This is a genomic window from Pseudomonas sp. S1(2024) (assembly GCF_046557535.1).
In genome coordinates this window covers 82,089-96,417 of record NZ_JBKGFP010000007.1, presented here as the reverse complement: position 1 = coordinate 96,417, position 14,329 = coordinate 82,089, and the positions used below count along the sequence as shown (strand labels likewise).

The 14,329-nt window shown below is 59.1% G+C and carries 14 protein-coding genes; 8 read left to right on the top strand and 6 right to left on the bottom strand.

What is annotated here, in order from left to right; translation table 11 throughout:
* Positions 1 to 325: 325 nt before the first annotated feature.
* A complete protein-coding gene (locus ACLCGK_RS05255; protein WP_003260046.1) occupies positions 326 to 811 on the top strand; it encodes an acyl-CoA thioesterase in 486 nt (161 codons plus the stop codon).
* Here the strand turns inward: ACLCGK_RS05255 and pdxY are convergent.
* Positions 808 to 1,680: a pyridoxal kinase PdxY gene (gene pdxY, locus ACLCGK_RS05250; protein ID WP_410951436.1), complete on the bottom strand. Its 873-nt coding sequence runs from the start codon at positions 1,678 to 1,680 to the stop codon at positions 808 to 810. The genes ACLCGK_RS05255 and pdxY overlap by 4 nt on opposite strands.
* 120 nt (positions 1,681 to 1,800) lie before the next feature.
* On the opposite strand from pdxY, the gene ACLCGK_RS05245 reads away from it, so the two are divergent.
* Positions 1,801 to 2,193, top strand: a complete 393-nt coding sequence (locus ACLCGK_RS05245) for a DUF3301 domain-containing protein (protein WP_013974846.1) — start codon at positions 1,801 to 1,803, stop codon at positions 2,191 to 2,193.
* On the opposite strand, the gene ACLCGK_RS05240 is transcribed toward ACLCGK_RS05245, so the two are convergent.
* The 3 genes from ACLCGK_RS05240 to zigA are packed head-to-tail and all read right to left on the bottom strand — an operon-like array spanning position 2,194 to position 5,037.
* Positions 2,194 to 3,165 (bottom strand): CobW family GTP-binding protein, encoded by a 972-nt coding sequence (locus ACLCGK_RS05240; RefSeq protein WP_410951435.1) that lies wholly within the window; start codon positions 3,163 to 3,165, stop codon positions 2,194 to 2,196.
* Between the two features lie 40 nt (positions 3,166 to 3,205).
* Positions 3,206 to 3,832, bottom strand: a complete 627-nt coding sequence (locus tag ACLCGK_RS05235; protein WP_410951434.1) for a DUF1826 domain-containing protein — start codon at positions 3,830 to 3,832, stop codon at positions 3,206 to 3,208.
* Positions 3,829 to 5,037 carry a zinc metallochaperone GTPase ZigA gene (zigA, locus tag ACLCGK_RS05230; RefSeq protein ID WP_410951433.1) on the bottom strand — a complete coding sequence of 403 codons (1,209 nt, stop codon included), beginning with the start codon at positions 5,035 to 5,037 and terminating at the stop codon, positions 3,829 to 3,831. Before zigA ends, ACLCGK_RS05235 begins: the two co-directional genes overlap by 4 nt.
* A 202-nt stretch (positions 5,038 to 5,239) precedes the next feature.
* On the opposite strand from zigA, the gene folE2 reads away from it, so the two are divergent.
* On the top strand, positions 5,240 to 6,145 hold the full coding sequence (gene folE2 / locus ACLCGK_RS05225) for a GTP cyclohydrolase FolE2 (RefSeq protein ID WP_410951432.1): 906 nt from the start codon (positions 5,240 to 5,242) through the stop codon (positions 6,143 to 6,145).
* On the opposite strand, the gene ACLCGK_RS05220 is transcribed toward folE2, so the two are convergent.
* The gene (locus ACLCGK_RS05220; protein WP_015272374.1) at positions 6,129 to 6,656 is read right to left on the bottom strand and encodes a DUF3617 domain-containing protein; all 528 of its coding nucleotides are present in this window, start codon (positions 6,654 to 6,656) and stop codon (positions 6,129 to 6,131) included. The genes folE2 and ACLCGK_RS05220 overlap by 17 nt on opposite strands.
* Positions 6,657 to 6,787: 131 nt before the next feature.
* Between ACLCGK_RS05220 and cls the strand changes: the two genes are divergently transcribed.
* Positions 6,788 to 8,227: a cardiolipin synthase gene (gene cls / locus ACLCGK_RS05215; RefSeq protein WP_410951431.1), complete on the top strand. Its 1,440-nt coding sequence runs from the start codon at positions 6,788 to 6,790 to the stop codon at positions 8,225 to 8,227.
* Between the two features lie 140 nt (positions 8,228 to 8,367).
* Here the strand turns inward: cls and cfaB are convergent, their stop codons facing one another.
* Positions 8,368 to 9,552 (bottom strand): C17 cyclopropane fatty acid synthase CfaB, encoded by a 1,185-nt coding sequence (gene cfaB / locus ACLCGK_RS05210; protein ID WP_410951430.1) that lies wholly within the window; start codon positions 9,550 to 9,552, stop codon positions 8,368 to 8,370.
* A gap of 207 nt (positions 9,553 to 9,759) precedes the next feature.
* Between cfaB and lpdA the strand changes: the two genes are divergently transcribed.
* From lpdA to tnpB, 4 genes are all read left to right on the top strand, one after another.
* Positions 9,760 to 11,160: a dihydrolipoyl dehydrogenase gene (gene lpdA / locus ACLCGK_RS05205; protein ID WP_410951429.1), complete on the top strand. Its 1,401-nt coding sequence runs from the start codon at positions 9,760 to 9,762 to the stop codon at positions 11,158 to 11,160.
* Between the two features lie 651 nt (positions 11,161 to 11,811).
* Positions 11,812 to 12,906 (top strand): competence protein CoiA family protein, encoded by a 1,095-nt coding sequence (locus ACLCGK_RS05200; protein WP_410951428.1) that lies wholly within the window; start codon positions 11,812 to 11,814, stop codon positions 12,904 to 12,906.
* 697 nt (positions 12,907 to 13,603) lie between these two features.
* The gene (gene tnpA, locus ACLCGK_RS05195; protein WP_410951427.1) at positions 13,604 to 13,930 is read left to right on the top strand and encodes an IS66-like element accessory protein TnpA; all 327 of its coding nucleotides are present in this window, start codon (positions 13,604 to 13,606) and stop codon (positions 13,928 to 13,930) included.
* Positions 13,927 to 14,262, top strand: coding sequence for an IS66 family insertion sequence element accessory protein TnpB (tnpB, locus tag ACLCGK_RS05190; protein ID WP_410951426.1), 336 nt, complete (start codon positions 13,927 to 13,929; stop codon positions 14,260 to 14,262). Before tnpA ends, tnpB begins: the two co-directional genes overlap by 4 nt.
* Positions 14,263 to 14,329 lie beyond the last annotated feature (67 nt).

Below are 14,329 nucleotides of genomic sequence, written 5' to 3'. Positions count from 1 at the left end.
TCGTCCGTTGCTGGATACCTGGGCAGACCGCTCCTCTGCCAAGGAAACCCTGAGCGAGCAGCAAGTACATACTGTTTGGAATGCAGGAAAAGCCCATGTTGCATGGGTGCAGTCAGGTTAACATCGCACCCCGCCGCAAAGAGGCGGTGCAATATGCAGAAACAGATCGGCTGGAAAAGCGCCGCTGATGGCATTATCGGCGTGACGATGGAGCGTCAGCCAACGTCCCGTACCAGGAAGGCAAATTCAAAAGAGGGGAACAGAAGTGTCTGCAGATAATGCCCCCCATTCGCCCGATTCCGCGCAACCTCACCGTGAGCACACTATGGAACCTGGAAACGCCCAGCTGAGCATGACCGTCCTGATGACCCCGGACATGGCCAACTTTTCTGGCAACGTACATGGCGGCACCCTGCTCAAGTACCTCGACGAAGTGGCCTATGCGTGCGCCAGCCGCTATGCCGGCAGCTATGTAGTCACCCTGTCGGTCGACCAGGTGATCTTCCGTGAGCCGGTGCACGTGGGTGAACTTGTGACCTTCCTGGCGTCGGTAAACTACACCGGCAACACCTCGATGGAGGTGGGCATCAAGGTGGTGACCGAGAACATCCGCGAGCGCTCGGTGCGCCATTCCAACAGCTGCTTCTTCACCATGGTCGCGGTCGACGACAACCGTCGCCCGGTGCAGGTGCCGCCGCGCCAGCCGCAAAGCAGTGAAGAAAAGCGCCGTTTCCTGCAGGGCCAGCAGCGCCGACAGATCCGCCAGGAGCTGGAAAAGCGCTACCAGGACCTGAAAACCGACGCGATTTAAAGCGCCAGCAGCTGTGCCTCGAAGCGTACCCTTGGGTGCGCAATGCGGTCCTGGGCCCGCACCAGTTGCAGTTCATAGCTGGAGCAGGCCTGGGTTTCGAGCAGCACTTCGTGTACGGCCGCAGCGGTGAATTCGAACGCCTGCACCCAGCTGTCGCCGAGTAGGACGCGGGCCAGGAATAGGCCTGAGGTCAGGTCACCCACCCCTACCGGCTGCCGCGGGAACGCCAGCAGCGGGCGGCGCAGGTGCCAGCTTTGCTCGGCGGTCACCAGCAGCATCTCGAACTGGTCCTCGGCGCGCCCGGGGTAAGCAAGGTGCTTGACCAGCACCACCTGCGGCCCGCGCTGCAACAGGCTGCGCGCCATGTTCACGCAGTCCTCCAGCGACTGCGCTCGGCGGCCACAGAAGCTGTCCAGCTCCAGCTGGTTGGGGCACAGGATGTCGGCCCTGGTAGCCGCCTCATCGAGCAGGAACTCGCTCACTTCCGCTGGCACGATACAGCCCTTCTCAGGGTGCCCCATGACCGGGTCGCAAAGGTACAAAGCCTTTGGGTTGACTGCCTTGATCCGCTCGACGCCGGCCTGAATCGCCCGACCTTGTTCGGCACTGCCCAGGTAACCGGACAACACCGCATCGCAATGGCCCAGCTCGCCGATGTTGGAAATGCCTTCCACCAACGCAGGAATTTGCGCGGGGGCAAGCACTTCACCCGCCCACTGGCCATACTGTGTGTGATTGGAGAACTGCACGGTATTGAGCGGCCACACATTGACCCCGATACGCTGCATGGGAAACACCGCGGCGCTGTTGCCGGCGTGGCCGAACACCACGTGGGACTGGATGGCGAGCAGGTGCGGGGTACGTTTCATGCGGGAGGTTTCCAAAGCTGTTTCAGGGATTGTGCGCGACGCAGTATGAACTCGATTGCCACCTGTACGACAGGCCAGGGACGCAGTTAAGCTGGATCGACCTGTTTGGAGCATATGCAAATGTTGACCCTGGAAAACCTCTTCGTCCTGATGCTGGTCGCCACGGCAGGCGCCTGGTTGTGGCACAACCACGGGTTGCGCGAGAAAGCCCTGGAGCGGGTCAAACAGCATTGCGCCAAGCTCGACCTCGAACTGCTCGACGACGCGGTCGCACTCAAGCGCATCGCCTTTGTCCGTGACGCCAACGGCCGCAAGCGCCTGGCGCGCGTCTACGCCTTCGAATTCACCGTCACGGGCGAACAGCGCCACCCCGGTACCGTGACCCAGTTCGGCGCCCACAGCGTGCAGATCGAACTAGCGCCCTACCCGTTCGAGATCAAGACCCCGCCGCGCGCCGACAATGTCATCGAGATGCAGCAGTGGCGCCAGGAGCACAACCGCTGGCGCAACTGATCAGCTGACACGACATTCGCTCAACCCGGCCTGCAGCGCGGATTGCGATTGCGGCTGGTCGAAAATCAGCTCGATACGCGTATCCCTGCGCCAGTCGCTGGGCTGCCAGGCGGGCATGTCCCCATTCAGGCCATTGAATGATTGCCAGCCCTCCACGCTGTGGATAACCCCTTTCGCGCGCCGCCACGGCCAAGCCCGCAAGAACACCTGAAGCCGCTGTGGATAAAACTGCTGGCCAGGGTGCCAGCGCCAGCCGATGCTCCAACCCCCCTCTCCCTGCTGTGCAAGACAGATCGGCTGCCCGGGGTCTGCCCATAGCGCTGCCGGTGGATTTACAAGATTGTCGACAATCCTATTATCCACAAGCGAGCTGTCGACAATGCCATGGGGTACAGCCGGAAGGTCCGACAAGGGCAGCCAACCTTGGACGGTCCAGAATATTTTCTTTTCATGAAATTTATTAGTTATCAACAACTTAGCGCTTTCATCCACAGCCTCTGATTTGTTCAAGACAACGCTTTCAGCAGCATCGAACGCCTGCTGTTGAGCCTCCGGAAGCTGTTCGTTCCGGACCATCGACTGCGCGTCGACGACCATCAGCAATGGCTGTATTGTCAGCACTCCAGCCCAAGGGGCTTTTTGCAACTGAGCAAGCAACTGCAAGGGATGACCCAGTCCGGACGGCTCGATGAACAGCCGGTCAGGGCGGGATTTGCGCAGCAGTCGGCCCAGGCCCACCTGGAACGGCATGCCATTGACGCAGCACAGGCAGCCACCTGCGACCTCGCCTATGGCGATACCGTCTTCGTCACGGCCGAGCAGGGCCGCATCCAGGCCTACCAGGCCGAACTCATTGATCAATACAGCCCAGCGCTCATTGGCCGGACGCTGGGCCAACAGATGACGGATCAAGGTGGTCTTGCCGACCCCCAGTGGGCCGGCAATCACATGGGTGGGAATGTTCTGCAGCATGGGGAGGCTTCGGGCGATGGCGATGCCTCACTATGCGCCGTCAGGCCAGCCAGTCAAGGCTGAGCAGCAGGCGCCCCTGCTGCCCCGATGGCGACCGATGCACCAGGCCCGCACCTTCGTTGCCCTGCCACTTTTCACCTTTGAGCACCGCCACATCGCCAGCTTGCAAGTACTGAACGTTATCCACAGGGATTATTGCTGTGTGTAAGTTACCACGAGGGCTCGCGTCCTCTTTCAACCACTCGCTACCTGGGCCTGCGTAGGTAGTGAGCAGACGCAGCGGAACGTTATCCACATGGAAGCGCGGGCACATCGGGCCTGTCAGTACCCGCAGGCGCAAACCTACCCGCTGCGCACCCACCAGGCAGGTATAGGCCGCCACCAGCCAGGCCACATCCGCCACGAATGCCTCATAGCCGTGCAAATCGGCCGCTTCGCGCAAGAGTTCGGTGAATACCGGCATGTGCCGCTCGTCCACATCGATGACGCGCTGGTCTGCCAAGGGCTGGCCGAGGCTGACCACCAGCGCGGCAAAGTCCTCCAGTTGCGGCGGCAAACGTCGGCGCCATACCGCCAGGTTTACGCCATCCTGCAGCACATCGGTCAGCACCTGCGGTGTCTCGCCAAATACCTGGAAAATATCCACAGGCTTGCGTGCAGGGTTCATGCTGCGGCCTCCTCATGCCATGAACCGAACGGATCGGGCAGGCGCAACCAGCCCATGTGCCCCAATTCCATTTCCTGATCGGTCAAAAGGCATGCATCGAGTGCATTGGATAATTCTTCGAAGTCGATATTCTGCCCGATGAACACCAGTTCCTGGCGGCAGTCACCGCTCTCGGCAACCCAGTTCTTCAAGATCGCGGCAGTGTTATCCACATCCTGTGGCCACTGCTCGCGCGGCACGAAACGCCACCAGCGGCCCGCCAAGCCATGGCGCATCATGCCGCCTGCCTGCGACCAGCTTCCGGCTTCCTGGTATTTGCTGGCCAGCCAGAAAAAACCTTTCGAACGCAGCAGGCGGCCATTGCTCCAGGGCTTGTGGATAAAGTCGAAAAAGCGCTGTGGATGAAAGGGGCGCCGGGCCTGCCAGGTGGTGGCGGCAATGCCATACTCTTCGGTTTCCGGCACATGCTCGCCGCGCAACTCTTGCAGCCAGCCCGGTGCCTGGGCGGCCTGGTCGAAGTCGAACAGGCCGGTGTCGAGGATGCGGTCCAGCGGTACCTGGCCCATGACCATGGGCACGATCTGCGCCCGAGCATTGAGGCTGCGCAGAATGGCCATGAGCTCTTCGCGCTCGTGCTGGCTGATCAGGTCGATCTTGCTCAGCAACAGTACATCGGCGAACTCGATCTGCTCGATCAGCAAGTCACTGATTGAGCGCTCGTCTTCCTCACCCAGGGTTTCGCCACGGCTGGCCAGGCTGTCTGCTGCCTGGTAATCACGCAGGAAGTTCAGGCCATCGACCACAGTGACCATGGTGTCCAGGCGCGCCATGTCGGACAGGCTACGGCCCTGTTCGTCGCGGAAGGTGAAGGTCTCGGCCACAGGCAGTGGCTCCGAGATCCCCGTGGACTCGATCAGCAAATAATCGAAACGCCCTTCTTCAGCCAGCCGCGCCACTTCCTCGAGCAGGTCTTCACGCAGCGTGCAGCAGATGCAGCCATTGCTCATCTCCACCAACTTCTCCTCGGCACGGTTGAGGCTTACGTTGCGCTGCACCTCGCTCGCATCGATGTTGATTTCGCTCATGTCATTGACGATGACCGCGACTCGCAGGTTGTCGCGGTTACGCAGCACATGGTTGAGCAAGGTGCTCTTGCCGGCGCCAAGGAAGCCGGATAGCACGGTGACAGGGAGACGGTTGGACATGGCGAAACCTCTTCAGGCGAGCGCATTCGAAACGATGCATTGCACAATGTTATAAAGTAACAATACAATTTCGCCAAGCCGTTCGTGACGAATGAGTGCCCACCGGGAGGAAAAGTGAACCCGCCACGTACCAGGGTGCCCCTCCTGGCATTGCAGCTTGATCGGTGATGGCCGCTGATCTCCCTTTTGTTTGGAATACCAGATGACTCAGCTCAAGCTCCCCGACATTGCCGCACAAACCCATGAATACGCCTTACCTTTGAACTGGGTGGGTATGTGCGGGATCGCCCAACCTGTACAGTTCGAGGGGCGCACAGCAGCTGCCACGGTCGATGCCGGCGTTAGCCTGGTAGACGGCAGCTCACGCGGTATCCATATGTCGCGGCTTTATCTCGCCCTGGAGTCGTTGGAACATCAGCCTCTGACGCCGCTCACCATCCGCCAGCTGCTGGGTGACTTCCTCTGCAGCCACGAAGGCCTTTCTTCCGCCGCCTATCTGCGTTTGCGCTTCGAGCATCTACTGAAAAGGCCTGCGTTGATCAGCCCGTTGGAGGGTTGGAAGAGCTATGCCGTCACAGTCGATGCAAGGATCGAAAATGAAATGTTCCACGTGGAACTATCCGTTTCTGTCCCTTACTCCTCGACCTGCCCATGCTCGGCTGCACTTGCACGGCAACTGATTCAGCAGCAGTTCCAGGCGCATTTCAGCGCAGAGCAGGTCGACAAATCTGCAGTGCTGCAGTGGCTTGGCAGCGCCGAAGGCATCGTAGCGACGCCCCATAGCCAACGTAGTAGCGCGCAAATCCAGATAAGGCTGCGCAGCAATCAGCAGGTTCTGCCAATCACCGAGTTGATCGACCGCATAGAAGCAAGCCTGGGGACAGCGGTGCAGACCGCAGTTAAGCGCGCAGACGAACAAGCCTTTGCCTTGGCCAACGGCCAGAATCTGATGTTCTGCGAAGACGCCGCACGACGCCTGCACAAGGCGCTACGGCAAATGGAATGGAGCACGGCCTTCAAGCTGCGCGTGGAACATGCAGAAAGCCTGCATGCCCACGATGCTGTCGCGACCAGCCAGTGGCAATGGGATGTCAGCTGCGCGGCTTGACCGAGCCGCAGTCATTACCCAACCACACGGCACGGGTGTTCATGCTGCCTTGCTGCTGTACACCCGAAGCGTTGAATGTACCGTTGACCTGGGTGGTGAATTCCCGGTCACTGAGGAAAGTCGCCTGGCCACTGCCCTGCGCTTTGGGGCAGCTGAACTGGAACTTCCATACATTGCCGGTGCGGTCGGTTATCTTTTGTGTACAACCTGACTTCGGGTCCTGCAGAGGGATATCGTTGGTTGCCACCTGTTCTGGCGTCAGGCACGAGCGCACCCCCTTACCCCCAACAGTCACTCCCTGCTTGGCCAGCACCCCTTCCATCATCGCGCGCTGCTCTGGCGGCAGGTTCTTCAACTGGCCGAGCATGAACTCCATATCGGGTAACGGCTTGCCATCGACCTGCATGTTGCTGGTGGTCAGCTCCCACAAACCTGGCTGTAGCATTTGAGCATGCACCAGCGGGCTGCTCACACCTAGGGCCAACGCCAACAGTGGCAGACGAATCTTCATGGACGAACGCTCCTGGAAAAAGCCGGCCAAGCGGGCCGGTCTGTGCCTTAGACGCCAAATCCACCTGCAGGTTGCAAGGCGGACCGGGAACGTGTTCTGTTACTCAAGTGTACTCGGCAAGCAGGATGAATATGGACTACCACAGCCCCTACTTCTTCGGTTACCTACTCGGCCTGGTTCACCTGCTGGGTATCGTCGCCGCACTGCACGCACTGTTCACCGTGCGCACTGCTCAGGGCGCAATCGCCTGGGCCATGCCGTTGTTCTTCATCCCTTACCTCACCCTGATCCCTTACCTGATTTTCGGTGCGCGCTCGTTCTATGCCTACATCAAGGCCCGGCGCCAGGCCAACCAGGAAATGCATGTGGCCATGGCCAACCTCAACTGGCGGCCTTGGGTAGAAGAAGCCCTCACGGCCCGCGAGTCGGAAAGCTATGCGGCATTGCGCGCCATGCCCAAGCTCGGGCGCATGCCCTGCCTTGCCAATAACGAGGTGAAGCTGCTGATCGATGGCAAGGCAACATTCGATGCAATATTTGCCGCCATCGAAAAAGCCCGCGACGTGGTGTTGGTGCAGTTCTTCATCATCCATAACGACAACCTTGGCAAAGCATTGCAGGAACTGCTGCTGCGCAAAGCCGCCGAGGGGGTGCGGGTGTTCGTGCTGTATGACCGTGTCGGCAGCCATGCCTTGCCGGCAAGCTACAGCCAGTTGATGCGCGACGGTGGTGTACAGATTCATGCCTTCGCAACCCGCCGGGGCTGGTTCAACCGCTTCCAGGTTAACTTCCGTAACCACCGCAAAATCGTGGTGGTGGATGGCTTGCTCGGTTTCATCGGCGGGCACAACGTGGGCGATGAGTACCTCGGTGGCCACCCGCAGCTTTCACCTTGGCGCGACACCCACGTGCAGATCAGCGGGCCGGTGCTGGCCTGCCTGCAGGAATCGTTCGCCGAGGACTGGTACTGGGCCACGCGCCAGCTACCGCCGCTGATTCTGCCGGACGCCTACCCTGACAACGGCGTGCTGTGCCAAGCCTTGGCCAGCGGCCCGGCCGATCCACAGGAAACCTGCTCGCTGTTCTTCCTTGAGGCGATCCATTCAGCCACCCGGCGCGTGTGGATCACCAGCCCGTACTTCATCCCCGACGAGGCGGTGTTCGCCGCGTTGCGTTTGGCGGTACTGCGTGGGGTCGATGTGCGAGTGCTGATTCCGTCACGCCCAGACCATCGCATTGTCTATGCCGCCTCCAGCCTTTTCGCCTTCGAAGCGGTACGTGCAGGTGTACGCATGTTCCGCTACCAACCGGGCTTCCTGCATCAGAAGGTGGTGCTGGTGGATGACGATGTCAGCGCTATAGGCAGTGCCAACCTGGACAACCGCTCGTTCCGCCTGAACTTCGAAATCACCCTGCTGACAGTCGATCGCGGCTTCGCTGATCAGGTCGAGAACATGCTGAACAATGACTTTGAACAGGCACGGGAAATTACTGCGGAGGACAGCCGCGATACTCATCGGCTGCAGCAACTGGGGATGCGGATTGCTCGGCTGATTTCGCCGATCCTGTGAAGCTGGATGCGGTCACTGTGGGAGCGGGCGTGCCCGCGAAACAGGCGGCGCAGTGGATGGCCCGGCTTTGCCGGTGTTCGCGGGCTCGCCCGCTCCCACAAAAACTGCGCCAGACAGAATCTCCCACAGCGGTTGCGTTATTAGCGATACAGGTCTTCACGCGTCCAAGGCAGGTCATGGTGCCCATCGGCGTACGGCTTCACGGCCAGAATCTGATGCAGGTTGATCCAGCCCTTCTGGAAGGCATAGGCACACCCGGCCAGGTACAGGCGCCAGATGCGCAAGGTCTTCTCGGGCACCAGCGCCGCCGCCTTGTGCAGCTGGTTCTCCAGGTTCTCGCTCCAGTGGTGCAAGGTCTTGGCGTAGTGCAAACGCAGGCTCTCCACGTCTACTACCTCCAATCCCGCTTCACAGATGCTGGCACTGATCATCGACAGGTGCGGCAGCTCGCCATGGGGGAACACGTAGCGATCGATGAACTCGCCAGCGCCACGCCCGACCGGGCGACCATCCACATGCTTGGCGGTAATACCGTGATTCATCACCAGGCCCCCTTCCCTCACGGCACCGAACAGCTTCTGGCTATACAGCGCCAAGTTGGCATGCCCGACATGCTCGAACATGCCAACGCTGACAACCTTGTCGAAGCGGCCGTCCTGAGGCAGGTCGCGGTAGTCGAGAATCTGCAGGTCGACCTTGTCGGCCAACCCCTCTGCCTTCACCCGCTTGCGACCGAGCTTGAGTTGCTCCTTGCTCAAGGTGATACCAAACACCTTGGCGCCATATTCGCGAGCAGCGAAACGCGCCAGCCCGCCCCAGCCGCAGCCGACGTCGAGCAGGTAGTCACCTGCGTCCAGGCGCAGCTTGCGGCACAGATGATCGAATTTGTCCTGCTGTGCCTGATCCAGTGTGTTGTCCGGCTCGCGGAAGTAGGCGCACGAGTAGGCCATGTCCTGATCCAGCCATAGCTGGTAGAACGCGTTGGAAACATCGTAATGGTAGGAAATGGCTTCGGCGTCGGTGCTCTTGTCATGGGCCCGGCGCTGCGGTGGGGCGTCGTCCTCATCGGTCAGTAGCGCTTCGCTCAGCTCATCGCATACGCGGATGGCTTCACCAATATCGCCCTCCAGCTCCAGCTTGCCTTCGACGAATGCCGTGCCCAGCTGGTCCATGCTCGGGTGGCTCAACTGGCTGATCAGCTGTGGCTCCTTGACCAGGATAGTGACCTGCGGGCTAGGTCCCAGATCGAACTGGTTACCGTCCCACAGTTTCAGCCGCAGCGGCAGATGCAGGCTCTGCAGTGCCGGTGGAAGTTGCGCAAGCATGAACGACCCTCCTGTCCGTATTTGGCCACGACGCCTGATATTTCGAACGTCGCCGGATCAGAGTAGTTCATTCGTGGGATGTTTCCTCTAAACGAGACCATGGTCTAGAACCAACTGATCTTATCCACACAGCAGATTGTATACAATTTTTGCATCTCAGCTTAACCTTGTGCCCCTCTTGCGCTTCTTCATCCTGGAGTTGAACCCATGAAATCCTATGACGTGGTGATCATCGGCGGTGGCCCTGGCGGCTACAACGCAGCCATCCGCGCCGGCCAACTGGGCCTGAGCGTAGCCTGCGTGGAAGGCCGCTCTACCTTGGGCGGCACCTGCCTGAACGTGGGCTGCATGCCCTCCAAGGCGCTGCTGCATGCTTCCGAGCTGTATGAAGCCGCCAGTGGTGACGAGTTCGCCCACCTCGGTATCGAAGTCAAACCTAACCTCAACCTCGCCCAGATGATGAAACAGAAGGACGAGAGCGTGACCGGCCTGACCAAGGGCATCGAGTACCTGTTCCGCAAGAACAAGGTCGACTGGATCAAGGGCTGGGGCCGCCTGGATGGCGTCGGCAAGGTCGTGGTCAAGGCTGAGGACGGTAGCGAAACCGCACTGCAGGCCAAGGACATTGTCATTGCCACCGGCTCCGAACCTACGCCCCTGCCGGGCGTGACCATCGACAACCAGCGCATCATCGACTCGACCGGCGCGCTGTCGCTGCCACAGGTGCCCAAGCACCTGGTCGTCATCGGCGCCGGCGTGATCGGCCTTGAGCTGGGTTCGGTATGGCGCCGCCTGGGCAGCCAGGTCACGGTCATCGAATACCTCGACCGCATCTGCCCGGGCACCGACGAAGAAACCGCCAAGACCCTGCAGAAGGCCTTGGCCAAACAAGGCATGGTGTTCAAGCTGGGTAGCAAGGTGACCCAGGCGAACGCCAGCGCCGATGGCGTGAACCTGACCCTGGAGCCAGCAGCTGGCGGCACCGCAGAAACGCTGCAGGCTGACTATGTACTGGTCGCCATCGGTCGCCGCCCTTATACCAAAGGGCTGAACCTGGAAAGCGTGGGCCTGGAAACCGACAAGCGCGGCATGCTCGACAACGATCACCACCGCACTTCCGTGCCGGGTATCTGGGTGATTGGCGACGTCACCTCCGGCCCGATGCTGGCGCACAAAGCCGAAGACGAAGCGGTGGCCTGCATCGAACGCATCGCCGGCAAGCCCCACGAGGTCAACTACAACCTTATCCCTGGCGTGATCTACACCCGCCCGGAGCTGGCCACCGTGGGCAAGACCGAAGAGCAGCTCAAGGCCGAAGGGCGTGCCTATAAAGTCGGCAAGTTCCCGTTCACGGCCAATAGCCGCGCCAAGATCAACCACGAGACCGAAGGCTTCGCCAAGGTCATCGCTGATGCCGAGACTGATGAAGTGCTGGGTGTGCACCTGGTAGGTCCAAGCGTCAGCGAGATGATCGGTGAGTTCTGCGTGGCCATGGAGTTTTCGGCCTCGGCGGAAGACATCGCCCTCACCTGCCACCCCCACCCTACCCGCTCCGAGGCCCTGCGCCAGGCAGCGATGAATGTGGACGGGATGGCGATGCAGATATGATGTGAGATAGCCGGGGGCTGCTTTGCAGCCCATCGCGACACAAGGCCGCTCCTCCAGGAGAACGCAATTTCCTGTAGGAGCGGCCTGGTGTCGCGACGGGGCGCAAATGTTGCCTATTAATAATCTTTGTCACAAAACCTCTTGGATTTCGCGGCCTAGCGGGGACGCTGATCCTGGGGAATCAAAAATAAAGGTTGTCACAAGGCATAGTTTTTCAAAAATTCTTGGGCTTTTTCGTTTAATAAAGGTTGTCACAACAATAAAGGTTGTCACAGAAAAGGTTCAGCCACAGAAAAATCACAGAGATATACCGTGCAAAAACCCCGGAAAAATTATGATGGTATCTTTTAGGGGGACGGGTAACCGGTGCTACCGCTCTTTCGTTTTGGATAATTAAAACTGTCGCGGGGTATTAAAATCTGTCGCAGGCTGGCCGCCGTCGTGACGGGCCGTTACCAAATTAGTATCCTCCAGTGCTGCTAGCTGGGCTTCGCTCCTGACAGACGGGCCAGGTGGCTATGGCTCAAATTCTGGCTTTCTGAATCTTAACTGCGTCTTTGAGACATGGAGGTTGACTTGGCTTGCGTGGGCTTAGTGAACGGCTGCCGCACTGTGGCCTCAGTGCTTAGCGATGAAGATTGGAAGAAAGTCGTGAAGCTGTCGAAACGCCGCCAGGTGCTCATGGCGGATACGAATCTTCCTGCACAGGCCAAAACCCGTAGATGGGATGGCGGCATCACCAGGTACTTTTCCCATTTCCCTGGAGAGAGCCCAGAGGGCTATACCAATACTGAAAGCCCAGAACATATCGCCATGAAGATGGCCATCTATAAAGCACTGGTCGATCTAGGCATTCGAGCCGAGCTTGAAGACGGTGTAGACGATTGGCGAGCTGACATACTGGTTGGCGACTCAGCCTTTGCTCCGCGCCTAGCAATAGAAGTGCAGATTTCGCCCCAGTCAGCGCAGCAGACATATGTGCGTACTGAGCAACGCAATCGGTCTGGTGTTCCCACCCTTTGGATTTTCGGCAGTGCCGGCCTGACGGGCGTTATCTGCGAGGATCTAGCACGGAGCAACCCCGTCTTCATCGCAAATACGCCCCAGGATGCAGCCGATATAGCTAGCGCGGTGTGTCGTGGCCATGCATTCTACGATGACTTGTTGCAGTACCAGCAAACGCCTGCCAGGCCAGTTGCACTACTCGTGAACTGTACATGCGGGGACAGATGGCTATATCCGTTCGGTTCCGTTTTGCTTCTTAACAGAATCTCTGGGGAAACAGCCCCGTTGTTCATCAGTTGCTTTAGGACTAGCAAGGTTGGGAAAGGGCTTCTACCTTCAGCCAGAATGAGGGCCGTGGAAAGGTATTTCGACTTGGGCATGTCTTCCGTGAAAGCAAGCGCCGAAAAATATGGTGTTGGATTTGGTCAGCCATCCGAGGTATGGCATCGCTATGGGCGATTTGGAAACATAAAATCTGGCATTCGGGTATGGGAGCGTAGCTATAGCTGCCCGGCCTGCGCCAGTACGCCTGAACCGCTGACGCGGGGATTACCAAAAGGGGTAGACCTGTTGATGTGCCCAGTCCCAGTCGCCACCACCGTCGATGCGCGTTCTGTTCTTAACGTCACATCGTGCTGGAGAACGTACAGGCAGGATGGCTGGGTTGAGTCTGTAATGTGTGAGCGTAGATGGAAGGATGAATTCATCTACCCGCTCAGGTCAGCGATTGCGCAGGCGTGACTGGCTGAACCGTTGCAAGTGCCGAATCTGCTGGTTGCGGCAGTTTTAATTCTCTACGCCTCCGCTCCACGGCAGCGAATTGAGGCATTGCGACAGTTTTGCGTTTCCTCCAGAGCTGGCTTGATGCCCACAAAGCCTGCCTTCGCCGCGACAGTTTCAATTCTCCAAATCCAGAGCCCATTGGTGGCTCGCAGGCACCCGAGCGACACTGCAGCAGTCACCTACGGATGGACGCAAACGGAACGGTCGTAAGCCGTAACCGTCCGGGCAACACACCTTCCTGATGCCATCGCTTAAGGCGATGGTGTCCACCTAAATTTAAGTGGACACCATTTTTAGCCTTTTTAAGCGGACGTGTAGGATTTGGAAATAAATGCGACGTTTTGGAAATTTATGCGACGTTTTCGGGATTATTCGTGACATAACCTCACTCTCTACGGCGCAGCTGCCGAGCTCTTCCAGAAATATCATGGAATGGCCAATCAACGTCTTAGCTGCATGCGGATCAGGGTGTCGTCACGACCCCAAAAATGATGGAGCAATTCAGCCGCCAAATGCGCTGCAATCAACCAATAACGTCAGTGTTAAGTAAGGGGCCGGCGAAGTCATCTACTCAGCCAGCAGATCAAGAGCGATAAGGGCAATTGTGTCCACGATTTTTTAAGCGGACGCAATTACTCTTAACGTGAGGATCCCCATGCGCCAACGGCACACCTATTCCAAATTCCTCAAAGCCCAAGTCATTCAGGAATGCCAGCAACCGGGCATCTCTGTCTCCAGTGTCGCCCTGAGGCATGGCATCAACGCCAATGTCGTCCGTCGATGGCTGCCGTCCAAGCGCAACAATGCGGCGGTCGCGAATTTACCGGCTTTTGTGCCCCTACCGCTTGCCCCTGCGGATCAGGCAATGCCTGAGCCATCAATCAGCATCGACATACCGTACGAGCAAGGGGTCTTGACCGTGAGATGGCCGGCTTCCGATCCGGCAGGATGTGCACGGTTTGTGCGCGGCCTGACACGATGATTCGTATCGACTCGATCTGGCTCGCCACCGACCCCCTGGATATGCGCGCCGGTACCGAGACCGCCTTGGCGCGGGTAGTGGCAGTGTTCGGTGCGGCGCAGCCGCACTGTGCTTATCTGTTTGCCAATCGCCGCGCCAATCGCATGAAAGTGCTGGTGCACGACGGCCAGGGCATCTGGCTCGCGGCCCGTCGTTTGCACCAGGGCAAGTTCTTCTGGCCCGGCTCTCGACACGGTACACAGATGGAATTGGGGGCCGAACAATTGACCGCTTTGGTGCTGGGTTTGCCCTGGCAGCGCCTCGGGTCGAGCAACACAATTTCCTTCCTCTGATGCCGGCCATGGCCGGCCTGTCCGGGTAATTGGCCGATGAGCCTGTCGTCGATTTTGGCCTGTTCTG